Below are 23,346 nucleotides of genomic sequence, written 5' to 3' on the forward strand. Positions count from 1 at the left end.
CTAGATGGCTCTTTTGTATATTTTGGATAAAAAAGGGTATTTTATTATGAAAGCTAGTCTATTTTTTAAAATTACATCATTAACTAGTAGTAAAGAGAGTAGAAAGGATAGAGCGATGATTGGAGCAATTATACAGCAAATCGTATTAGGTATATCATTAGCTGCGCCAGTAGGGCCGATTAATATTGAAATGTTAAAACGAGGAATTGAACGTGGGTTTTGGCACGCTTGGGTTGTTGGAATTGGTGGAATGACTGCAGATGTTTTATTTATGCTTCTCATTTATTTCGGTTTATCTTCTGTGTTTATGTATACATATGTACAAGCCTTCATGTATTGCACGGGTTTTTTCTTGTTATTTTATTTAGGATTTCAAAGTGTAAAACAAGGAATTTTCGAATCGAATATGGAATATAAAAAAGAAGAGGTAGGTGGCCTTAAGCAATCGTTTATGGCAGGATTTTTAATTGCGATATCCAATCCATTAAATCTTGTTTTTTGGTTTGGTATATACGGAAGTACACTTAGCTCATTACTTACGAAGGTAACGAAACAAGAAGCTTTTTTGTACAGTCTTTGCATTATTGTTGGTATTATTTTATGGAATTTAAATATTGCTTTTTCTGTACATTTTGGAAGAACTTTATTAAAACCAAAAGCGCTTGGCTACATAACAGCCGGAGCAGGTATTATTTTAGTAGGTTACTCTATACATTTTGCATACAAAGCTTTACAGTTGTTCACATAAGATTGAAGGGGAGATTTTTATGTATCGAACCACTATTGACGGAAAAGAAATTATAATTACGTTAGCGCCAAAAATCCGAAAAGAAATTACTGATAGAAATCCACTATATGAAGCGGTATTTCATAATGCTGCAAGATTGTTACAAACAAAGCAACCGACGTTTGCAGTAAATCATGAAATATTTGGGCTCATTATTGGAGAAGTGCAAAGAGGAGAAGTAACAGTGTTTGCAGTGGAACATATTATTCCGAAGCAAAATATATTTGGATCAAACAATTTTTTCTCGGCAATAGAACAGCAGGCAAATTTGTAAAGTGAATAGAATAAGAATAGAAAAGAAATAGTCGTAACGATATGTTGCGGCTGTTTTTTTGGAAAAGGGGGAAACAAGATGAAGAAAGTGGGGAAAGAGTTCTTTTTACAACATGATATTGTTATTATGTATAGCATTCTATTTATTTTCATTATTATTTTAAAAATGCAATTTTTTACGTGGTTTGGCATGTTAGCATGTATGTTTGGGATTGTTTTCTATACACTTAATGAATATATGACACATCGTTTTTTATTCCATATAAAGCCACCTAAAAACACATTTCTATTAAAAATGTTAAGAAGATTGCATTATGATCACCACGTATATCCAGATGATTTAAAACTTTTGTTTTTACCTGTATGGTTTAGTATACCTAGTTTTACTATATATTTACTTATAGCATATGGTATTACAAAAAGTGTTACTATTGCACTTTCATTTGGAATCGGAATGATTATCATGCTGCTCGTTTACGAATGGAAACATTATATTGCTCATAGACCGATTCGTCCCGTCACTAAGTTTGGAAGATGGCTAAAAAAACAACATATATTACACCATTATAAAAACGAAAAGTTTTGGTTTGGTGTTTCAAATCCAGTATTCGATTTTATATTTGGAACACTTAAAGACGGAAAAGATGTTGAGTTAAGCGAAACGGCTCGTAATTTAGAAAAGGAAAAAAAGACAAAAGTAGTGCGGTAAGCACTGCTTTTGTCTTAATGAGGATAAATAAGTAAGGTGTCACTTTATTTTGAAAAAGTATATTAAAAATTTAGGGGAAATTGCCGAAAAATGTCTATCAAAAAATCTTTGCATGAATGCATGGATTGTCTAAAATGAATATAAGTTTCTGAATATTTATAAAATTTAGTCTTTAGGTATGCAAGGGGGAAGTGTATTTTAAGTAAGAGAGGGGATCGGTTAATGAAACGAGACGATACGTCAGCACGTAAGTTGCAAAATGAGGTGAATTATACAGAGGTCGTTCAGTCGGAAGAATTTCAATTGTTATTAAATACGAAAAAGAAGTTTATCATTCCAATGAGTATTTTCTTTTTTAGTTTTTTTATCGCATTACCTATTCTAACATCGTATTCAAAGGTGCTTAATACACCTGCATTTGGAGACGTTACATGGGCGTGGGTATTTGCTTTTTCCCAATTTATTATGACATGGGCACTATGTATGATTTATAGCAAAAAAGCAGAATCATTTGATGAAATCTCCCGAAAAATTTTGCAAGATATGCAAAAAGGGAGGGGCTGAACTTGAATACTACTGCATTTGCACTATTTTTAATTATTGTTCTTGGTACGCTCGTCATAACCTATTTTGCATCGAAAAAAACGAAAAATGCGAGTGAATTTTATACGGCTGGAGGGGGATTAACTGGTTGGCAAAATGGTCTGGCCATTGCTGGAGATTACATGTCTGCTGCTTCATTTCTCGGTATAGCTGGAGCAATCGCATTAACTGGGTTTGATGGATTCTTTTATAGTATCGGTTTTTTAGTTGCTTATTTAGTTGTACTATATCTTGTTGCAGAACCGCTTAGAAATTTAGGAAAGTACACTTTGGCGGATATGATTGCAGCACGCTTTGACGCGAAAAAAGTTCGCGGAGTTGCAGCTCTTAATACGATGACGATTTCTATCTTTTATATGATTGCACAATTAGTTGGCGCGGGTGCACTTATTAAATTATTATTAGGGATTGAATATACGACATCTGTATTAATCGTTGGAACACTTATGACGGTGTATGTTATTTTTGGTGGTATGACAGCAACGAGCTGGGTACAAATTGTAAAGGCTGTATTACTTATGGCCGGTACGTTTATTATTTCTGTTATCGTTTTCGCAAAATTCAACTTCAGCGTGACTGAAATGTTTGCCCAAATGAAAACAGCTACACCATTAAAAGATTCATTTTTAAATCCAGGTGTAAAGTATAAGGATGGCCTTGATACACTTTCTTTAAATTTAGGACTAGTACTTGGTACAGCTGGATTACCACATATACTTGTCCGCTTTTTTACAGTACGTGATGCAAAAACTGCACGTCAATCTGTCGTATATGCGACATGGTTAATTGGTGCATTTTATATTATGACGATTTTCTTAGGATTTGGTGCGGCAGCGTTTGTAGGAAATGAAGCGATTATTAAAGCGAACCCAGCGGGTAATATGGCAGCACCTTTATTAGCCAAAGCGTTAGGTGGAGACTTCTTATTTGCTTTCGTATCAGCAATTGCTTTTGCAACAATTTTGGCTGTAGTGGCAGGTCTCGTATTAACGGCAGCATCAGCATTCGCTCATGATTTTTATAATGAGATTATTCGCAAAGGGAAATCAACGGAAAAAGAGCAAGTATCTATGGCTCGTTATGCATCTATTGGGGTAGCGATATTATCTATCATACTTGCATTATTTGCCCAAACATTAAACGTAGCATTTTTAGTATCATTAGCATTTGCAGTTGCAGCGAGTGCAAATCTACCAGTGATTTTATTTACAATATATTGGAAGCGTTTTAATACAACGGGTGCTATTTCCGGTATGATTGTAGGGCTCGTATCAGCAATTGTTCTCGTAGCGTTGAGTCCGAATGTTTGGAACCCTGTAGCTGGAAAAGCTATTTTTGTTGGGGAAGCGATATTCCCATATACGACACCAGGAATTATTTCAATTCCGCTCGGATTTCTTGCAGCATATTTAGGAACTGTTTTATCTAGTAAGAAAGAAGATGCAGCGAAATTTGATGAAATTCTTGTGAAATCTAATACTGGTCACGGTATTAGTGATGCGTCTTCACATTAAATAAAAGAGGAGCTTTTCGATAGATAAGAAAAGCTCTTTTTTCTTTTGTCATTTTCTTGTAAATATTACTGATTTGTAAGTAGGATTTGTCTTAATTTTGTGGAATGAAAATAGCAGGGAGAAATTTAAGTCATCATGGCACCAGCGCAGCTTTTGTGAAAAATAAGTTGTTATGGAAGGTGGAAGTAATGATGAAAACGAAGCAAACTGATGAATTATTAGCAAAAGATGAGCAATATGTTTGGCACGGAATGCGTCCCTTTAGTCCAAATAGTACAATGGTAGGGGCAAAAGCTGAAGGGTGCTGGGTTGAAGATATACAAGGAAAAAGATATTTAGATGGTATGAGTGGTCTTTGGTGTGTGAATAGTGGATATGGAAGAACGGAGCTCGCAGAAGCGGCTTATAAGCAATTACAAACATTATCATACTTTCCAATGTCACAATCTCATGAACCAGCTATAAAGCTTGCTGAAAAGTTAAATGAGTGGCTTGGGGGAGAGTATGTTATTTTCTTCTCAAATAGTGGTTCAGAAGCGAACGAAACAGCTTTTAAAATAGCAAGGCAATACTATGCGCAAAAAGGTGAACCACATCGTTATAAATTTATGTCACGTTATCGTGGGTATCACGGGAATACAATGGCGACAATGGCAGCGACGGGACAAGCGCAGCGTAGATATCAATATGAGCCGTTTGCTTCAGGCTTTTTACACGTAACACCACCGGATTGTTACCGTATGCCTGAAATTGAAGGGCAGCATATCTATGATGTAGAATGTGTGAAAGAAGTCGATCGTGTTATGACGTGGGAATTAAGTGAAACAATTGCTGCGTTTATTATGGAACCTATTATTACAGGCGGGGGCATATTAATGCCACCACAAGACTATATGAAAGCTGTTCATGAGACATGTCAAAAACACGGTGCCTTGCTTATAAGTGATGAAGTGATTTGCGGCTTCGGTCGTACAGGAAAAGCATTCGGATTTATGAATTATGATGTGAAGCCAGATATTATTACAATGGCAAAAGGCATTACGAGCGCATATTTACCATTATCTGCAACAGCTGTGAAAAAAGAAATATATGAGGCTTTTAAAGGTAAAGGAGAATATGAATTTTTCCGCCATATTAATACATTTGGTGGAAATCCAGCAGCTTGTGCATTAGCACTTAAAAATTTAGAGATTATGAAAAATGAAAATTTAATTGAGCGATCTGCACAAATGGGTTCCCTTTTATTAGAGCAACTAAAAGATGAAATTGGGGAACATCCGCTTGTTGGGGATATTAGAGGAAAAGGTCTATTAGTTGGAATTGAATTAGTAAATGATAAAGAGACGAAAGAGCCAATTGATAACGACAAAATCGCAAGTGTCGTAAATGCTTGTAAAGAAAAAGGGCTTATTATAGGACGAAACGGTATGACGACAGCAGGATATAATAACGTCTTAACATTAGCACCGCCGCTTATTATTTCAAGTGAAGAAATTGCCTTTGTTGTTGGAACGTTGAAGACGGCGATGGAACGTATTTAATGAATCGAGCGAGCTGTAATATACAGCTCGCTTTTGTTTATTATGTGAAATATGATAAATTTTTCAAAGGGAGGGGAATTATTATGAAGAAATATGATCCTAATCAACATTATCACATCGGATATTATGAAGATGGATATGATTTAGAAGTGACAGCGTACAAAAGAATACATGAACCAGTTTGGGATGCTTATATTCCGCACTATGAGGTGGACGATTTTTATAAGAAAGTGGAGGAAATGAAACTGGGTGAATATATAGATGATTATGGTATTAAGGTGTATTCATTTAGTAATGATATCAATGATGAAGAAGCACGAACTATTTTTGAAAAATGGTTAAAAACGAATGGAATTGTTTAAAGATAAAATGAAAAAGGAGATTGCTATCTTATAAAATAGCAATCTCCTTTTATTATAGTAAACTTATTTACTTGCTTTCATTGCTTTATCTTTTGCACCAAACGTGTATTTTAACATTGGTGGTGTAATCATTGTAGTTAAAATAACGACAATAACGATTGCTGTAAAGTAATCTTGTGCCAATAGACCTGAAGAAAGTCCTGTTCCTGCAATGATAAGTGCAACTTCACCACGAGAAACCATACCAGAACCGATAATTGCAGAAGACTTAGCATCAAATCCAGTCATGCGTGCACCAACACCACAACCAATTAGTTTCGTTAATACAGCGATTACTGTTAATGCTAAGATGAACCAAATTTGATTGCCAATACCGTCAAATGTAATATTCATACCGATACTAACGAAGAATACTGGAACGAACATAGCGTAAGCAATTGGTTCTACTTTCTTTTCTACTTCATGTTTGTAGTTTGTTTGAGAAATTGCAATACCAGCAGCGAAAGCACCGATAATACCAGCAATTCCTAATAGTTCGCCAAAATATGCGAATGAGAAACAGATGATAAGAGCTGCGCTCACGATAGACTCAGATACGCGCAGTGGTGATAACCAACGCATAATTGCTGGAACACCTTTCCATCCGATTAAAATAATAGAAGCGAAGAATACTACTTTCTTCAAGATAATCATTGTTAAGTTAACATCATCAGTGCCTAAGAAGCTCATTGCGAATGCTAATAAAATAACAACAAGAATGTCATCAAATACAGCGGCTCCAAGCATCGTCGTACTTTCACGTGTTTTCATTTTACCTAAATCACGAAGTGTTTGTACGGAAATACTAACACTTGTCGCACATAAAAGTAATCCTAAGAATACAGCGTTTCCTTGTTCCATTCCCATAACAAGGCCAGAAACGTAACCACCTATGAATGGAAGAATAATACCTCCGAGTGCAACTGCTAAAGAAGAATTACGATTGGCGTTTAATTCTTCTAAGTCTGTTTCAAGTCCAGCCATAAACATTAGAAGAATAACCCCGACATTACTTAATTGAGTTAGAAGCTCTGAATTTTCAATCCAACCTAATAAAGCTGGACCGATAACGATACCGACAATTAATTTACCTAGTACAGAAGGTTGACCTAATCTAACACTAAGATCACCAGCAAGCTTTGTACTTAATAAAATAAGTGCAATTTGAAAGAAAAATTCGAATTCCATCTGATCCTCTCCTCATCATTTTTAGTTTTATCATACGATTTCTCGGAATTTGCCTAATGAAAATATGTAAAACCCATTAAACAAAAGGTTCTGATTACAAGTTCTTTTGAACTTGTAATTTGAACCTGTAATTAATATATAATATATTTTGAAAAAAATCAATGAAAAAATGGGAGCTTTTTTAGAGAGAGATGGTGTTATTAGGGATATACATATAAGAATAGTGTGTGAATTTTTATATGTATAAAATAGTATGAAGTCCTTTTTCATTACAAATAATAAAGCCTAAATGCTATTTCACGAATTATAAATGTGAAAAGGAGGTTTTATCATTTGAATTCATTAAAAAATAACTTGTCTATTGTTGCTTTAGGTGGAGTAAATGAAATAGGAAAAAATATGTATGCTATCCAATATGAAAATGATATTGTCGTCATTGATTGTGGATCTAAATTTCCAGATGAAAGTTTATTAGGGATTGATTTAATAATTCCAGACGTCACATATTTGCAAGAAAATAAAGAAAAAATTCGCGGTTTAGTAGTAACGCACGGGCATGAGGACCATATTGGCGGAATACCATATTTTTTAAAACAACTAAATGTACCAATCTATGCAACAAAGTTAACGTTAGGTTTAATTGAAATTAAATTAAAGGAACACAATCTTCAAAATGATACGGAATTAATCGTTATTCATTCAAAATCAGAAATTGATTGTGGTTCTATTAAGGCAACCTTTTTTAAAACGAACCACAGTATTCCGGATTGTCTCGGTATTGTTTTTCATACACCAGAAGGTACTGTAGTACATACAGGTGATTTTAAATTTGATTTAACACCAGTAAATAATCAACATCCTGATATTCATAAAATGGCTAAAATAGGAAGTGAAGGTGTACTAGCTTTATTATCTGAAAGCACAAATGCAGAACGCCCAGGTTTTACTCCATCAGAAAGGTCAGTAGGAGAACGGGTAGAGGAAATATTTATGAAAGCAAATAGAAAAGTAATTATTTCTACATTTGCTTCTAATGTGAATCGTGTTCAGCAAATAGTTGAAGCTTGCATAAAAACAAATCGAAAATTGGCTTTGCTCGGGAGAAGTATGGTAAATGTAGTAGAAGTTGCTCTAGAGGAAGGGTATTTACATATTCCAGACGGCATGTTAATTGAAGCGAGTGAGATAAATCGTTTAGATTCAAAGCAGGTAGCGATACTTTGTACAGGAAGTCAAGGAGAACCGATGGCAGCTTTAGCGCGTTTAGCTAGTGGAAACTATAGACAAGTGGATATTTTACCAGAAGATACGGTTATTATAGCCGCGACCCCTATCCCAGGAAATGAACGTAACGTTTCTCGAATTATCGATAATTTATTTGCATTAGGAGCAAAGGTGATTTACGGATCAGGTAGTTCTACTGGAGTGCATGTATCCGGTCATGCATATCAAGAAGAGTTGAAGTTAATGCTTACATTAATGAAGCCAAAATATTTTATTCCAATTCATGGAGAGTTTAGAATGCTACATCACCATAGTTTGTTAGCAGAATCAATTGGTATTGAAAAGGAAAATATCTTTATCGTTCGTAATGGAGATGTTGTAGATATTAGTAATGAAGTGGCCGTTCAATCTAGAAAAATACAGGCTGGAAATATATATGTAGATGGATTAGGAATTGGTGATGTTGGAAATGCCTTATTACGTGATCGTAAACAACTTTCGGAAGATGGAATGCTCGTTATAGTTATTACTTTTAATAAAGTCGATGGAGAAATTATTTCCGGTCCTGATATTATCTCTCGTGGATTTATCTATGTTCGTGATTCAGAAGAGTTTTTGAAGGAATTAAATAAATTAGCTGTTATTACAATTAATAATTTGAAGAAAGAGAATGTGAATAGCTGGGGTATTTTGAAAAAAGAAGTAAGAGAGGCTTTAGGGAAGTTTATATATACTAATACGAAAAGAAAACCGATGATCCTCCCTATAATAATAGAGGTTTAATAGTAAAAAAGAATTCTCGTAGGGGAATTCTTTTTTGTTTTGAAGACAGAATGAACATATAATGAAATAAATAGAAATGGAAGGAAATAAAAGATGTTATTAAATAAACGTTTTACAATTGGAGAAATGGCAAAAATGCATAATATCGCAGAATCTACATTAAGGTATTATGATGAAAAAGGAATTTTTCATCCGTCTACTGTGGACTCGCAAACAAATTATCGTTATTACACAATCGATCAATTTTCACTATTAGATACGATTAAGTTTTTACGCCAATTAAACATTCCGTTAAAGGAAATTAAGAAATATATTGATGAAAGAAATCCAGCATACGCACTCAATTTACTGGAAAAACAACAAGAGATGATGCTGAAGAAACAAAGAGAAATTGAGTATGCTTTAGCGAAAATGGAGCATAGAATTCATTTAATTAAGGAAGCAACAAAAGCAAAAGCTGAACAAATGGTAATAAAAGAGATCCCGCAGCGAAAAATAACAGCTATTGCGGTTGCCCCGAATACGACGGATGATATGTTTGAGTACTACATTCATTCGTTGCAAAAAAATATGAGGCAAATGGATGATAGCTTATTTTCTGGAGATATTGGTGTAACTGTTGCGAAAAAAGGGTTAATGCAAAATGAGTTTCAAGCATATAGCAGTGTATTTATTCTTTTGGATTATATGCCTTTTGAAGTACAGAGTTCAGATGAAATTAAAGAAGGTATGTTTGCCTGTGTATATCATCATGGGCCATATGAAGAAACTGATGAAACATATAAGAAGCTAATGAAATATATTGATCAAGAAGGATACGAAATAAGTGGAGATGCAATTGAGATTGCATTAATTGATTGGTCTGTAACAGAAGATCCTGAGGAGCAAGTAACAGAAATTCAAATTCCTATAATGAAAAAACAAAGCAATAAGTTATAGGACTCGTATAATTACAAATGAGCATCAAACGCGATAATTAAGTCACCTATTTTTTAATTCTCTATTGACCTTAAAGTTACTTGAAGGTTTAAACTAAGAAAAGAGAGTTGAAAAAAAGGAGCATATTAGAGTATGGAAGCAACAGAAAAATTAAGAGAAAAACCAATTAAAAGCTTATTTATTTCTTATTTAATACCAGCAGTTCTTGGAATGGTATTAATGTCAGTGAATATTGTAATTGACGCGGTTATGATTAGTAGAGGAGTTGGGGCGAACGGTTTAGCAGGAGTGAACGTGGCTATTCCAGCCTTTTCGATTTTCTTCTCTATTTCATTATGGATCGGAATGGGCGGGGCAACGTTATACTCCATTGCATTAGGTGAAAATAAACGAGAAAGAGCAAGGTCTATTTTTACTCAATCAATGACGGTAGCAGTTGTTATCGTAGGGATTTTAGCAGCGATTTGCTTATGGAGAATAGAAGATTTAGCATACTTATTTGGTGCAAACGAAGTGATTCTACCATATGCGTTAGACTATTTACACGTATTATTAACATTTGGAATGATATACGTTTTAGAAAATATTTTAAGTACATTTATACGAAATGATGGAAATCCTAATTTAGCAATGGCTGGTCTTGTTGTAACGGCTGTATTAAATATAGTGTTTGACTATATCTTTATTTTTATCTTTGGATGGGGCGTAACAGGTGCTGCCTCAGCGACTATTCTTTCGGCAGCGATTGGTTTCCTTGTATTATTAACCCATTTCTTTAGAAAAAGTAGTATTTTAAAGTGGACGAAATTTCATTTTGAATGGGATACTGTCAAACAAATTATGGTGATTGGTTTCCCAAGTTTTACAGCAGAAAGTACGGTTGCAATCGTAACGATTGGTTTTAATATCGCATTTGTCCAATATGCAGGAGAAGTAGGAGTAGCTTCCTATGCGATGGTGAATAGTATTCATGCAATGACATTACTATTATTCTTTGGTGTTGGAGCAGCATTACAGCCAATTGCTAGTTTCCATTACGGGGCAAATTTATCAGAGAGACTTCGTGAAGGATTGAAGTTTGCTGTGAAAATTGCAGTTGTCCTTGGAGGCGTTGCGATAATTGTCGGATTATTCTTCGGGAAATATATCATTGGTTTATTTGATGTTCAATCTCCAGAATTATTGGAGTTAACCTTAACAGGTATTAGTTTATTCTTTATCCAATACGTATTTTTAGGTTATAACATTGTGTATGGAGAGTACTTCCAATCAGTGCGACAAACGAAGAAATCAGTACTTATTATAATGAGCCGAGGATTACTATTTATTATTCCATTGTTATGGATTATGCCGAAACTATTTGGTATAAATGGAATTTGGCTCGTTATGCCAGTTGCAGAAGTAATGACAGCGATTATCGTATTTACGATGAATCGTATGAAACATCCTGTTCCATTAAATATGGCAGGAGAGAAAGAAGCGATATGATAAAAAATCCCCTTAAGCAATTAAGGGGATTTTCTTATTCCTTTAAACTAATAGCAAAAGATCCATCCGTTTCTTGAACAGAAGCAAAGGCAACGTTTTTAATATTTGTAATTCCTTTTTCTTTTAATTCTTTATATAACCATTTTTCATCTTTATGTATTAACTTTAAGTTATCATATTGAATTTGTGAATCGACGATAAGTGCAATTGGTAATCCAGCATACTTAACATCTATGTTTAAATCTTTTGGAGTTAATGGTACAAGTTCTCTTTTTGGTAAAATACTAATAGCGCCGTTCGCTTCTAAAATAGCGTATTCAATTTCATGAACACTTGGATATCCTGCAACGCGAAGATTAGAAAGCAGTTCTGCAATGGGGTATCTACTTTTTTGTAAGTTCTCAAAAATAATATCACCATGTTTAATTAAAATGATAGGGTGTCCGAGAATAAAACGATTTAGTTTGTTGAATAGGCTTAATTTTGTAAGGAGTAAATGTAAACATGTGATAACAACCATACCGAGAAATGCTTGTAAAGCACCAGAGACGGGTATGGCCTGGAAAGCTAAATAAGATAAAAAAATTATAGCCCCAAAATCATGAGGAGTTAGTTGCGCTAACGCGGATTTACCGAGTAACTTAAGCGATAGCAAAAATAAGATGAAAAAGAACGACACGTTACATAAAAAGAGAAGCAATAGAGACACTCCTTCGTGTAAAGTTGTACTTACTATTCCCGAAAGTAATATAAATATTACCTTTCAGAGGATAAATTAGGGTTTATTGGAATTTGTCTGTATACAAACAAATAAATGGATATTATCATGAAGGAAGTAAAAGAAAATAGGAGTATATGAATATGAGAAAGAAGAAAATAATGAAGGGCATTTTAGTTGTTATAATGATTTGCGCCGTGTATGCGGGGTTTTTACAATATCACATTTATAAGCATGGGCATATGAATGCAACATACGATGCTGATTACATAATTGTACTAGGATCGAAAGTAAATGGGACGAAACCATCTTATTCATTGCAATATCGTATTGATAAAGCAGCTGAATATTTAAAATCACATGAGAAAACAATCGCTATCGTATCTGGAGGACAAGGAAAAGGCGAAGACATTTCAGAAGCATTAGCAATGAAACAAGGACTAATAAAACAAAATATCGCAGAAGACCGCATTATAATGGAGGACAAATCTACGAGTACAGATGAGAATATTACATTCTCAAAACCGTTAATTCCAGCCGATATGAAAAAAGGTATGATCGTAACAAACGATTTTCACATGTTTAGAGCGAAAAAAATAGCGGCCAAACAAGGTTTACAATTAGAAGGTCTTCCGGCAAAAACACCGAAACCAATCATCATTCCATCGAATGTACGAGAATATTTAGCAATTACACAGTATTGGTTTATGAATCGAATATAGTGAAAGTGATCCCGTCTGAAACTCAGGCGGGATTTAGTTTGAGGAAAATCTTACAAATATGTCACGTTCGTGAAAGGTAAAGCGATAGTTTCTAGAATGATTTCCTGACATAATGAAGGTAACAAAAACTATTTAGAGGTGAATCGGATGAAAGGAAATAATATTTTATCTTCGTTATGTTACTTTAGTATCTTTTTTGCACCATTTTTACTACCAATTATCGTGTACTTTGTTGCAGAAGATGAAGTGAAGTATCACGCGAAAAAAGCATTTTGGTCACATGTTTTCCCATACGCAATCTTATTTGGAGGACTAGCAGTATCAGGCATGTACGGTTTAGGTTTCAATCAATCTGACGGTGCTGGAATTGGAATGGCTATCACATATGCAGTGTTCATTCTTGTAGGAATTTACTACTTCATTTGGAATATCGTAAAAGGTATTAAAGTTTTGAAAACGGCGTAATAAGATAATTATAATTTCATTTACCGTATCGATAAACGTTTTAAAAAAGGGCAATTCAAAAAGAATTGCTCTTTTTGTGCTTATAAGTTGTGAAAATTGAAAAAGATATGTTAATTTTTCATTATGAAGAGAAAAAAGGAGTGATTTTCATGAATGAGATCATACATAAGATGGAGCAACATGTTTCAGTTCGTAAATATAAAGAAGAATCAATTCCGAAAGATGTAGTAGAAAAGATGGTGCATGCTGCGCAACATGCAGCCTCATCACATTTTGTACAGGCGTATTCTGTTATATATGTAACAGATCAGGAATTAAAGGCTAAACTAGCAGAGCTATCCGGAAATCGCCATGTGAAGGACTGTGCAGCATTTTTTGTTTGTTGTGCAGATTTAAAACGACTTGAAATTGCATGTGAAAAACATAGTACAGAGATAAAGCATGAGGGAGTAGAAGACTTTATCGTTGCGACGGTAGATGCTTCACTTTTTGCGCAAAACTTAGCACTAGCAGCAGAATCGTTAGGATACGGTATTTGTTATATTGGTGGTATTCGTAATAATCCGAGAGAAGTGAGTGAACTGCTTCATTTACCGGATAAAGTATATCCTGTATTCGGAATGACAGTCGGTGTACCAGATGAAGAACATGGAGTTAAACCACGTTTACCAGTAGTAGCAGTTCTTCATGAAAATGGATATGATGAACAAAAATATGATGAATTACTAAACGAATATGATGAAACGATGAACGCGTATTATAAAGAAAGATCATCAAACAAGAAAAACGTAACATGGACGGAATCAATGAGTTCGTTTATGTCTAAAGAAAAAAGAATGCATATGAAAGAGTTTTTAAGTGAAAAAGGACTAAATAAAAAATGAGTGAAATGGCAAACCTGTGATGCGGGTTTGCCTTTTTTGAGAAGGAGAAATACCTAAGGCCAGAAAGTTGTTTATTCTTTCTGAACTTAGGTATTTTGTTTGTTATCATGTACATAGAAATAAAAATTAATAATTTTTTACAAAAGTGATAGAAAATGAGAATGAAATGCCAATAGTAAGTAAAAGCGGCATAATAGCCGCTTTTTATCGTTTTATTTAGTATTTGATTTGAAATATTTTCCTTATGAAAGAAAGATTATTGCTAATTGTAAACTGTCAATAAAGTTATTTAAGTTTTGATATGGAATACCCCGCCGGAAAATACAGTAATAATTTCGTTTGAACATATCTGTTATTGCACGATCTAAAGCATCCTCTATAACAAGTTCAAACTTTCAATAAGAAGATAACCCCCTGTACAACTTAAAAGAATGTACGTAAATATTTTAAAAATCCGTTGATTAAGCCATTTAAAAATAATTTGACCTATAAACAAACCTAAAAATACAATTGGAATGGCATAAAAACTTGATTCCCAAATGGTTTTGTTTGTGCCAGTAAAGAGTATTTGAGTTACTAGACTAATGAAATATATAAACAGATAAAAAGCTAATGTAGTTGCTCTTAACTTCTCTTTTTCAGTATTAGTTCCTGTAAAATAAAGTAACAGGGGTGGACCTGGCATACCGATACTTGTCGTTAAAAGACCAGATAATCCGCCAACTATGAAATCTCTAGATTGTGTTGATCTAACCTTAACGTTGCATATTAGCAACAATGTTAATAGTAAGAGTAGGATGCTAACTGCTAATTTAAAAGTGTTTATGTTAACGGAAATGAAAATTAAAATGCCAAAAGGAACACCAGCTATACTTCCAAAAATAAACCTTTTCAGTAGAACAAAATCAACGTCCATTCTTATTTTCCAAATGAGTGAAATGGAGATAATTAAAGATAAAATAATGTTTATTTGTATAGCTTCTTGTGGTAGAAATAACATAAGTAAGAAAGGGGTTGCCATTATGGAAAAGCCAAAACCTGTACTTGCTTGCAGAATAGAAGCCACTAATATAATACATATGAAAAAGAATGTGATACCCAAAACAGCCCTCCTATTTAATCAAGTTTAACTAGTTAAAGTCTATTATTTAAGTGCAATGTTTCACAAACTTATTTGTATTTTAACATAAATATCTAGTTTTTTCTCAAATAGTGTTGCCATATAAGGCTCTTTAACTAAAAAATCTGACTTGTGTTTTTAAACAATTTTATTATGGGGAAACAAATAATGAATGGGATCAAAATGTATTGATTATCATTAAATTATTCACTGAGATCCCCGCGATAAAACAAGAACAGCCATATAAAACTTACAAAAATACAGCATGTAGCTAATAAACAGCCAATCATTTGAGGAGAAAGAATTTCTAACAGCCCTCCTGTAAAAAACATCGATAACTGAATAAGAGATCCGTAAATGGAATAATGGAATGAAAAAACTTTACCTATCATATTTTCGTGTGTGTAAGTTTGAAGTAATGTCGTATCAAGTGGAACGATGATTCCTCCTGCTATGCGCATACAGAATAAAGTAATGATACCGATAATAAGTTGATCGGATAGAATGAATCCGAGAAAGAAAATTCCTTGTAATAAGTAGGCCCAACCGAATACTTTTTTCATTTTTTCTTTATTATGGGATATATAAAGATTAACGAGAAGGCTTCCTATCATAAGCCCAGCCCCTTGAACCGTATATAAAATCCCAATGTTCGTATGGAAAATTTTTTCGGCATAGATCGTTAGAAGTAGTTGATAAGCACCTCCAATAATCCCCCATGAAATGCCGACAAGAATTAATGTTAAAATGATTTTTGTTTGTAATATGTATGTATAACCACCTTTTATATCAGTGAAAAATGCTTTGTTCTTGTTACAAGTATCATGAGCAGGAATACTCATGTTATAAATAAAATAGGCTGAAATAAAGTATGATAGGCTATTTACTAAAAAAGCGAACTCAATATGTAAAGATTGTGCAATTACTCCGCCCAAAGAAGCCCCCATAATAGACATAAAACCATTAATTGTACTAGAAAGAGAGTTAGCAGTTACGAAATGATTTTGGTGTACGATATTTTTTAGAGTTGCTTGTTTAGCCGGTTCAAATAAACAAGAAAGTACAGATAAACATATATTAGCAATGAAAATAATCTCAATTTTATAGCCTGCGAGTAAGTATGTAAGGACTAGAATTCCCCGTGTAATATCGGTAAAAATCATAATATTCTTTTTAGAGAAACGATCTACAATTCCGCCTATGAATGGACTAAGAAGAAGCTGTGGTAAACTTTTACTTATAAAAGTAAGTGCGATCATAAACGGCGATTCCGTTATGTTGTAGACAAATGTTAATAAAGCTACCGTATGGAACCAATCCCCAAGTACACTTAATGTTTGCCCATAAAATAGTTTATTGAAGTTTTTATTTGTTTTAAGAAGTGTGGAATAAGAAACTGACATAAATAGATTAATCCTTATGTAATGACGATGTTTGAATTTGTTCTTTCCACTCACTTAAATACACTTTTTCCGCTGTGGGAAGTCCAACAGGTAATTGTGCAATCAATTCTAAACTATTTCCATCAGGGTCGTTAAAGTATACGGCTGCATGTGCTAATTCCGGAAAAACAATCGGTTCAATTGGTTCCATTCCAAAGTCTTTTCGTGCTGAAATTCCTTTTTGATTTAGCCAATGAATCGCATTTTCTAAATCATGTAAACTTACTTGAAAGGCGATATGTCGTAAAGAGGGGTGATAATTCACTTTGTATTCTGTGCCTTCCCAAAGGCCGAGCCAACTCTCATTTTCTTTAATCCAAAAGAAAGCAATATTATCTCCTCTTTTATATAATTTTAGCCCTAGTGATTCATAAAAAGGTATTGATACTTTTAAGTTGCGGACAGGTAAATGTGCTTCGTAAAGACCTCTAATCATTGTAATCCCCCTTAGTAAAAATGTTTCTTATTCCATAGTAAACAATATGTTGCTAGTTGAAATCGCAAATAAGAGGGATATAAATTCATACGAAAGTATGAAAAAAACAGCTCATATTTGAGCTGTTTTTCTATAGTTTTTAGTTCATTTTTCAAGGATAGGATATATTAATATCCGTATCCGCCGCCACCCCAACAGCTACATCCGATGATGATTAGAAGGATGAATAGTACGATAAGCAAAGCAAATCCACCGCCGAAACCAGCGCAACTTCCACCATAACTCATATGTTTTCCTCCTTTTTAGTAAGTTAATCTATATGGTTCATGGACTACTATATACAGTATGTTTTTTGTATAGAAAACGAGCCAGTCTCATTTATAATTAGACAAATGCCTGTAGATTCATTAGGATTGCATGTTAGTGATTTGTAAATAAACCTTTACGTAATTCATAATTTAGGCATAAAAAATAAAAAATTGTAAAAAAAACCATTTTCTTATTTTTTTATGAGAGAATATGTACTATAATTTTACAAGTAATATTATGGGAAAAGGGAGTTTTAGTATAGAGATGGAGATGGGACAATTAAAAAATAAAATAGAAAACAAAAAGAAAGAGTTAATTCAACTTGTTGCGAGACACGGATTGGATCATGATAAAGTTTTGTTATTTAGTCGTGATTTAGATATACTTATTAATAAGTTTATGAACATAAAAGACAAAGTGCATAAATAAAAAATTTATAGTTTTTTATATTAAGATGTTTCACAGAAAGGAGAGGACAGTAATTGGAACATTTACAGGAAGAATTGTATAAACAAATAAAAGAAGAAAAAGGTACAGTTACAATTTTCTTAAAGAGTGGCGTTAGAATAGTAGGAGAAGTTGTTGGAGTGGATAAATTTACAGTTTTAATCTTAGTGGATGGAAAACAACAGCTTATTTATAAGCAGGCTATATCAACAATAATGAAATAAGACACTCTTGTTGAGTGTCTTATTTCATTATTGCTTGCATGCCTCAACATCAATGCCGGCAGCAATTAACTTCTTTTCTCCATCTTGTTCAATAATTTTTTGTAATTTAGATAGGAAAGAATCAAAGTTTGTATGCTTTGCTACTTGGAATGTCATTTTATGTTCAATTGGTAGCCACGTATCAATATCAGCTTCGTTATGCTGGATTTTCACCTCAAGTTTATCGAGTGCATTAGCAACTTTTGCTTCGTACGTTTCTTTCGCTTCAAACTCCATCCATAAGTCATATAATTCCTCGCCGAGAGAACCTGTTAACGTTTGTTTAATATTTAAAATAGCCTCCAGTTCATTTTTTTGTTTTTGTAGCTGTAATTCGTGACTATTCATTGTATCAAAAGCAGGAATATCACCAGCTTCGGCTTCGACTAGGTCGTGAATAATAACCATTTTAAGTAATTTCTCAATACTTACTTTTTGATCCAAATAAGGTTCAACTAAAATGGCCATTAGAGACATCCGCCATGTATGTTCGGCAACACTTTCTTGACGTCCGTTGGAAAGCCAGCTATGTCGCATTTCATATTTTAGTTTTTCTGCTAATGCAATGACTTGTAAAATGTTGTGTTCCATCGTGATCCTCCTCATTTATTCATACCATAATTCTAATATAGAAATGAAATGTGTCAATTTCATGAGTATATTGCGATAAACAGATGATAAGCGTATAATACATGTTATATGTGAAAACGTATTATTAAAATAAAAAAATGTTATATAAAAATGGAAAGGAAAGGGCAGAAATATGGGAGAGAAAAATCAAGTATTAGCTAGACCACAAAGAAGAAAAAGGAAGTTTGATATTTCTAGCCCAGTGGGCATTATAGTAGGTTTCATTATAGTGATAGCGGCAATTATGCTTGGCGGCGGTGGAATAAAAGCTTTCAAAAACTTTTTAGATGTTTCATCTATTTTAATTGTCATAGGGGGAACAACAGCGACAATTGTTGTGGCATATCGATTTGGAGAAATAAAAAAATATACGAAAAGCATTTTTACTGTTTTACATAGAAGAGAAGAAGATTTAGAACAGTTAACGGATTTGTTTGTCGATTTTTCGAAAAAGTCTAAAAAGCACGGCTTGCTTTCTTTAGAGGTAGATGGAGAGCAAGTAGACAATCCTTTTATTCAAAAAGGAATTCGATTAATGTTAAGCGGTTACGATGAAGATGAATTAAAAGAAGTGTTATTGAAAGATATTGAAACGGAAGTGTATGAGTTAAGAAAAGGAGCAGCATTATTAGATAAAATTGGTGATTTTGCTCCAGCTTGGGGAATGATTGGTACGTTAATCGGTCTTATCATTATGCTCCAAAACTTACAAGATACATCGCAAATTGGTACAGGAATGGCAGTTGCGATGTTAACGACATTATATGGGTCTGTACTTGCGAATATGATTGCAATCCCTCTTGCGGAAAAAGTATATCGTGGTATTGAAGATTTATATACAGAGAAGAAGTTTGTAATAGAAGCAATTTCAGAATTGTATCGTGGACAAATCCCTTCTAAATTAAAGTTGAAACTGGATACATACGTATACGAAACAAAGGTAAAAAAGGTAAAAGGAGCAGCCTAATATTTCAAGGAGTGGTATGATGAGTAAAGGACCGCAAAAGGGATCGCCTCGTTGGATGACGACTTTTACAGATTTAACGATGTTATTATTAACTTTCTTTGTATTACTAGTTGCTACATCAAAGCAAGATGCAGTAAAATTGTCAAAGATGCTTGAAAAGTTTAGTGATACGGGGCAAGTAGATGCAAAAGTAATGGAAAATACAATACCGGATATTTCACATGAAAAAAATGATGAAAAAATGATTTCAAAAAAGAGAATGGATGAATTATATAAGAAGTTAAAAGCGTATGTAGATAATAACGGTATTAGTCAAGTGAATGTATATCGAGAGGATACAGGGGTAAGCGTCGTTATAGTAGATAATTTAATATTTGATACAGGCGATGCGAACGTTAAGCCCGAAGCGAAAGGGATAATAAGTCAATTAGTTGGATTTTTTCAATCCGTACCTAACCCAATTGTTGTAGAGGGACATACAGATAGTAGACCTATTCATAACGAGAAATTCCCTTCTAATTGGGAGCTATCTTCAGCACGAGCGGCAAATATGATTCACCATTTAATTGAAGTGTATAATGTGGACGATAAAAGGCTAGCTGCGGTAGGATATGCAGACACAAAGCCAATTGTACCAAATGATTCACCGCAAAACTGGGAAAAAAACCGTCGCGTTGTTATTTATATAAAAGAGTAGTATATTATTATTTTAATAATAAAATAATAAAAACACGAAAATTCTTTTAAAAAAATATTAAATTTTATCATTTTATTTTGTATAATGAGTGAGAATGATAAGGTGAAATATTAAGATATATTTATACATAGAAGGAGAGAATTAAAAAGAATGGCACATAAAATTTTAGTAGTAGACGATGCGATGTTTATGCGAACGATGATTAAAAACTTATTAAAAAGTAATGCTGAATTTGAAGTTATTGGCGAAGCAGAGAATGGGGTAGAAGCAATTCAAAAGTATAAAGAACTTCAACCTGATATTGTAACATTAGATATTACTATGCCAGAAATGGACGGGCTTGAAGCATTAAAAGAAATTATTAAAATTGATTCAAGTGCAAAGGTTGTTATTTGTTCTGCAATGGGACAACAAGGTATGGTATTAGATGCAATTAAGGGCGGGGCAAAAGACTTTATTGTAAAGCCATTCCAAGCGGATCGTGTAATTGAAGCTTTAACAAAAGTAGCAAATAGTTAATATAGAAGGGGTGCCACAAGGAATCAAAACAGTGATAGCGGATCGACGTGTGGCCCCCTTTTTTCTCATTGTAAAACACTAAATTGTTATACATAAATGAAATGTTTGTTAGACAGGTAGGGGATAAAAATGCAAACAGATCTATTAAATATATTTTTCGAAGAGTCAGAAGAACATTTACAGTCGCTAAATGAAAATGTGCTAGTGTTAGAACAAAATCCTGCTGATATGGATGTTGTAGGAGAAATATTCCGATCCGCTCATACATTCAAAGGTATGTCTGCGAGCATGGAATTTACGGAAATGGCTGATTTAACGCATAAGATGGAAAATGTGTTAGATGAAATTCGTCATGGAAATATAGTTGTAAATGCGGATATTATTGATGTGATTTTTGAGTGCATTGATAATTTGGAGAAGATGGTTGCAGATGTGCAACAAGGTGGAATGGGCAATATTGATGTAGCCTCAACTAAACAGAAATTAGAAGCATTATTGAACGGCAATGTAGAAACTCCTACGGAACATATAGAGCAAAATCATATAGACACCGATGATGGAGTTTCGCATGAAGTGCATATAACAGTTGAACAGCAAGCAATTTTAAAAGCGGTACGTGCTATTATGTGTATTGAAGCATTGCAAAATGTAGGGAATATACAAAAAACAGCTCCGAGTATTGAAGAAATTGAAGCAGATGCTTTCGGATTTGAATTTACAGTATTTATGGATACTGATTGTAGTATAGAAGAATTGAAACAAGTAGTACTTCATGTTTCTGAAATTGAGAAAGTGGAAGTAAAGCAAGGAGAACCTATATCGAAGGAAGTAGCTTCTAAAAAAGTCGTGACACAAGAAGTTGTGCAAGTAGAAGAAAAGCTACAACCTGCTGTGGTTACGCAAGTAAACTCACCGATAGAGGCAACGAATCAACCTTCAAGTACTATGCCAGCTAAAAGTACTACAAAAACGAAAAATGCTAAAGTGGAGAATCGTTCAATTCGTGTTCAATTAGAGAAAATCGAAAGATTAATGAATATGTTTGAAGAAAGTGTAATTGAACGTGGGCGCATTGATGAATTGGCTCAAACGATTCAAAACAAGGAGCTAATTGAACATTTAAATCGATTAGGCGATATTTCAAAAGATATTCAAAATGTACTATTAAATATGCGTATGGTGCCGATTGAAACTGTGTTCAATCGTTTCCCGCGTATGGTACGTATGTTAGCGAAAGATTTAGGGAAAAAAATTGATTTACAAATTACAGGTGAAGATACTGAAGTAGATAAAATTGTTATTGATGAAATCGGCGATCCGCTCGTTCATTTAATTCGAAATGCAATCGATCACGGTGTTGAAACTGTTGAAAAACGACGTGATGCAGGTAAAAATGAGACAGGTACGATTAAATTAGAAGCCTTTCATAGTGGAAATCATGTCGTTATTCAAATTACGGATGATGGAAACGGTATTAATAAAGGGAAAGTATTAGAAAAAGCGATTAAAAATGGCGTTGTAACTGAAGCGGATGCGAACAGATTAACAGATCGTGAAGTGTTTGATCTTATTTTCCAACCGGGATTTAGTACAGCTGAAGTTGTATCAGATCTTTCTGGACGCGGTGTCGGATTAGATGTTGTAAAACATACGATTCATAGTTTAGGTGGACATTTAATTATTGATTCTGAGGAAGGAAAGGGAAGTACATTTAGAATTGAACTTCCATTAACGTTATCTATTATTCAATCTATGCTTGTTCAAACGAATGATAAGCGTTATGCTTTACCTCTTGGAAATATCGTTGAAGCAATTCGAATTAAGAGAGAAGACATCCAATCCTTACAAGGAAAAGATGTATTAAATTATCGTAATCAAATTATTGAAGTGAAACATTTAAGTACTGTATTTGGTGAAAAAACAGTAGATGAGGCGTTTGCGTCATATGATGGTCAAATGGTTCCTGTGTTAATTGTTCGTAACACACATCGCAGCTATGGACTTATTGTAAACACAATTATCGGTCAAAGAGAAATAGTCTTAAAGTCATTAGGTGACTTCTTTGCAGAGAGTTCTAACTATTTCTCTGGTGCGACGATTCTCGGTGATGGACGAGTGGTCCTCATTTTAAACCCAGAAGGTTTATAATAGGAATGAAGGAAAGCTCCCCACTTGTATACAATTGGGGAGCTTTTTGGCTAATCGTTACGAATCTAATAATGGGATACATAGTAACGTTTTATACTAATGAGTTTGCTAAAATAAAATAAGAGTTTA

Annotated in this window: 26 protein-coding genes; 19 read left to right on the forward strand and 7 right to left on the reverse strand. The window is 33.8% G+C overall.

The genetic code is table 11. The annotated features are described in order from the left end of the window. Nucleotides 1-4: 4 nt before the first annotated feature. From NST27_RS08065 to NST27_RS08095, 7 genes are all read left to right on the forward strand, one after another. Nucleotides 5-748 carry a LysE family transporter gene (locus NST27_RS08065; RefSeq protein WP_001196839.1) on the forward strand — a complete coding sequence of 248 codons (744 nt, stop codon included), beginning with the start codon at nucleotides 5-7 and terminating at the stop codon, nucleotides 746-748. Nucleotides 749-767: 19 nt separating this feature from the next. Then, on the forward strand, nucleotides 768-1,061 hold the full coding sequence (locus NST27_RS08070; RefSeq protein WP_000286362.1) for a hypothetical protein: 294 nt from the start codon (nucleotides 768-770) through the stop codon (nucleotides 1,059-1,061). A 78-nt stretch (nucleotides 1,062-1,139) separates the two neighbouring features. After that, nucleotides 1,140-1,769 carry a sterol desaturase family protein gene (locus NST27_RS08075; protein ID WP_000755396.1) on the forward strand — a complete coding sequence of 210 codons (630 nt, stop codon included), beginning with the start codon at nucleotides 1,140-1,142 and terminating at the stop codon, nucleotides 1,767-1,769. Between the two features lie 222 nt (nucleotides 1,770-1,991). Further along, entirely contained in the window at nucleotides 1,992-2,333 is a 342-nt protein-coding gene (locus tag NST27_RS08080; RefSeq protein ID WP_000817366.1) for a DUF485 domain-containing protein, read from the forward strand. 2 nt (nucleotides 2,334-2,335) lie between these two features. After that, on the forward strand, nucleotides 2,336-3,886 hold the full coding sequence (locus NST27_RS08085; RefSeq protein ID WP_001098235.1) for a solute symporter family protein: 1,551 nt from the start codon (nucleotides 2,336-2,338) through the stop codon (nucleotides 3,884-3,886). 191 nt (nucleotides 3,887-4,077) lie between these two features. After that, entirely contained in the window at nucleotides 4,078-5,427 is a 1,350-nt protein-coding gene (locus tag NST27_RS08090; RefSeq protein ID WP_000850984.1) for an aspartate aminotransferase family protein, read from the forward strand. Further along, nucleotides 5,427-5,789 carry a DUF3986 family protein gene (locus tag NST27_RS08095; RefSeq protein ID WP_165852336.1) on the forward strand — a complete coding sequence of 121 codons (363 nt, stop codon included), beginning with the start codon at nucleotides 5,427-5,429 and terminating at the stop codon, nucleotides 5,787-5,789. Before NST27_RS08090 ends, NST27_RS08095 begins: the two co-directional genes overlap by 1 nt. A 63-nt stretch (nucleotides 5,790-5,852) precedes the next feature. On the opposite strand, the gene NST27_RS08100 is transcribed toward NST27_RS08095, so the two are convergent. Further along, a complete protein-coding gene (locus NST27_RS08100) occupies nucleotides 5,853-7,016 on the reverse strand; it encodes a cation:proton antiporter (RefSeq protein WP_000393877.1) in 1,164 nt (387 codons plus the stop codon). 333 nt (nucleotides 7,017-7,349) lie between these two features. Between NST27_RS08100 and NST27_RS08105 the strand changes: the two genes are divergently transcribed. The 3 genes from NST27_RS08105 to NST27_RS08115 all read left to right on the forward strand — a co-directional run bounded on the left by NST27_RS08105 (nucleotide 7,350) and on the right by NST27_RS08115 (nucleotide 11,450). After that, nucleotides 7,350-9,023: a ribonuclease J gene (locus NST27_RS08105; protein WP_001086705.1), complete on the forward strand. Its 1,674-nt coding sequence runs from the start codon at nucleotides 7,350-7,352 to the stop codon at nucleotides 9,021-9,023. Nucleotides 9,024-9,116: 93 nt separating this feature from the next. Further along, nucleotides 9,117-9,962: a MerR family transcriptional regulator gene (locus NST27_RS08110; protein WP_000925956.1), complete on the forward strand. Its 846-nt coding sequence runs from the start codon at nucleotides 9,117-9,119 to the stop codon at nucleotides 9,960-9,962. A 132-nt stretch (nucleotides 9,963-10,094) separates the two neighbouring features. Next, a complete protein-coding gene (locus NST27_RS08115) occupies nucleotides 10,095-11,450 on the forward strand; it encodes an MATE family efflux transporter (RefSeq protein WP_000388390.1) in 1,356 nt (451 codons plus the stop codon). A 34-nt stretch (nucleotides 11,451-11,484) separates the two neighbouring features. Here the strand turns inward: NST27_RS08115 and NST27_RS08120 are convergent, their stop codons facing one another. Beyond that, nucleotides 11,485-12,150, reverse strand: coding sequence for a DUF421 domain-containing protein (locus tag NST27_RS08120; RefSeq protein ID WP_000923922.1), 666 nt, complete (start codon nucleotides 12,148-12,150; stop codon nucleotides 11,485-11,487). Between the two features lie 161 nt (nucleotides 12,151-12,311). Between NST27_RS08120 and NST27_RS08125 the strand changes: the two genes are divergently transcribed. From NST27_RS08125 to nfsA, 3 genes are all read left to right on the forward strand, one after another. Further along, nucleotides 12,312-12,890, forward strand: coding sequence for a YdcF family protein (locus tag NST27_RS08125; RefSeq protein ID WP_001227676.1), 579 nt, complete (start codon nucleotides 12,312-12,314; stop codon nucleotides 12,888-12,890). 147 nt (nucleotides 12,891-13,037) lie between these two features. After that, entirely contained in the window at nucleotides 13,038-13,355 is a 318-nt protein-coding gene (locus NST27_RS08130; protein WP_000678055.1) for a DUF4870 domain-containing protein, read from the forward strand. A 149-nt stretch (nucleotides 13,356-13,504) separates the two neighbouring features. Further along, the gene (nfsA, locus tag NST27_RS08135) at nucleotides 13,505-14,239 is read left to right on the forward strand and encodes an oxygen-insensitive NADPH nitroreductase (protein WP_001002394.1); all 735 of its coding nucleotides are present in this window, start codon (nucleotides 13,505-13,507) and stop codon (nucleotides 14,237-14,239) included. A gap of 376 nt (nucleotides 14,240-14,615) precedes the next feature. Here nfsA and NST27_RS08140 read toward each other — a convergent pair whose 3' ends face one another. From NST27_RS08140 to NST27_RS08155, 4 genes are all read right to left on the reverse strand, one after another. Further along, on the reverse strand, nucleotides 14,616-15,341 hold the full coding sequence (locus tag NST27_RS08140) for a sulfite exporter TauE/SafE family protein (RefSeq protein WP_047385829.1): 726 nt from the start codon (nucleotides 15,339-15,341) through the stop codon (nucleotides 14,616-14,618). Between the two features lie 221 nt (nucleotides 15,342-15,562). Beyond that, complete coding sequence (locus NST27_RS08145; protein WP_000117053.1) at nucleotides 15,563-16,762, reverse strand: MFS transporter; 1,200 nt, start codon at nucleotides 16,760-16,762, stop codon at nucleotides 15,563-15,565. 7 nt (nucleotides 16,763-16,769) lie between these two features. Next, nucleotides 16,770-17,237, reverse strand: a complete 468-nt coding sequence (locus NST27_RS08150; RefSeq protein WP_000617953.1) for a VOC family protein — start codon at nucleotides 17,235-17,237, stop codon at nucleotides 16,770-16,772. A gap of 167 nt (nucleotides 17,238-17,404) precedes the next feature. Beyond that, complete coding sequence (locus NST27_RS08155; protein WP_000120179.1) at nucleotides 17,405-17,524, reverse strand: YjcZ family sporulation protein; 120 nt, start codon at nucleotides 17,522-17,524, stop codon at nucleotides 17,405-17,407. A 232-nt stretch (nucleotides 17,525-17,756) separates the two neighbouring features. On the opposite strand from NST27_RS08155, the gene NST27_RS08160 reads away from it, so the two are divergent. Continuing rightward, nucleotides 17,757-17,975: an aspartyl-phosphate phosphatase Spo0E family protein gene (locus NST27_RS08160; protein ID WP_000291688.1), complete on the forward strand. Its 219-nt coding sequence runs from the start codon at nucleotides 17,757-17,759 to the stop codon at nucleotides 17,973-17,975. A 53-nt stretch (nucleotides 17,976-18,028) separates the two neighbouring features. Beyond that, nucleotides 18,029-18,217: an RNA chaperone Hfq gene (gene hfq, locus NST27_RS08165; RefSeq protein ID WP_000400665.1), complete on the forward strand. Its 189-nt coding sequence runs from the start codon at nucleotides 18,029-18,031 to the stop codon at nucleotides 18,215-18,217. A 27-nt stretch (nucleotides 18,218-18,244) separates the two neighbouring features. Here hfq and NST27_RS08170 read toward each other — a convergent pair whose 3' ends face one another. After that, nucleotides 18,245-18,847, reverse strand: a complete 603-nt coding sequence (locus NST27_RS08170) for an HD domain-containing protein (protein ID WP_000400780.1) — start codon at nucleotides 18,845-18,847, stop codon at nucleotides 18,245-18,247. 172 nt (nucleotides 18,848-19,019) lie between these two features. On the opposite strand from NST27_RS08170, the gene NST27_RS08175 reads away from it, so the two are divergent. The 4 genes from NST27_RS08175 to NST27_RS08190 all read left to right on the forward strand — a co-directional run bounded on the left by NST27_RS08175 (nucleotide 19,020) and on the right by NST27_RS08190 (nucleotide 23,217). Next, complete coding sequence (locus NST27_RS08175; RefSeq protein WP_000504191.1) at nucleotides 19,020-19,853, forward strand: flagellar motor protein MotP; 834 nt, start codon at nucleotides 19,020-19,022, stop codon at nucleotides 19,851-19,853. A gap of 19 nt (nucleotides 19,854-19,872) precedes the next feature. Beyond that, nucleotides 19,873-20,550 (forward strand): OmpA family protein, encoded by a 678-nt coding sequence (locus NST27_RS08180; RefSeq protein ID WP_000033627.1) that lies wholly within the window; start codon nucleotides 19,873-19,875, stop codon nucleotides 20,548-20,550. Between the two features lie 150 nt (nucleotides 20,551-20,700). Further along, nucleotides 20,701-21,069: a response regulator gene (locus NST27_RS08185; protein WP_000940568.1), complete on the forward strand. Its 369-nt coding sequence runs from the start codon at nucleotides 20,701-20,703 to the stop codon at nucleotides 21,067-21,069. Between the two features lie 129 nt (nucleotides 21,070-21,198). Next, the gene (locus NST27_RS08190; protein ID WP_001192619.1) at nucleotides 21,199-23,217 is read left to right on the forward strand and encodes a chemotaxis protein CheA; all 2,019 of its coding nucleotides are present in this window, start codon (nucleotides 21,199-21,201) and stop codon (nucleotides 23,215-23,217) included. Nucleotides 23,218-23,346: the final 129 nt, after the last annotated feature.

Source organism: Bacillus sp. FSL W8-0770, assembly GCF_038008705.1.
GTDB classification, from domain to species: domain Bacteria; phylum Bacillota; class Bacilli; order Bacillales; family Bacillaceae_G; genus Bacillus_A; species Bacillus_A cereus.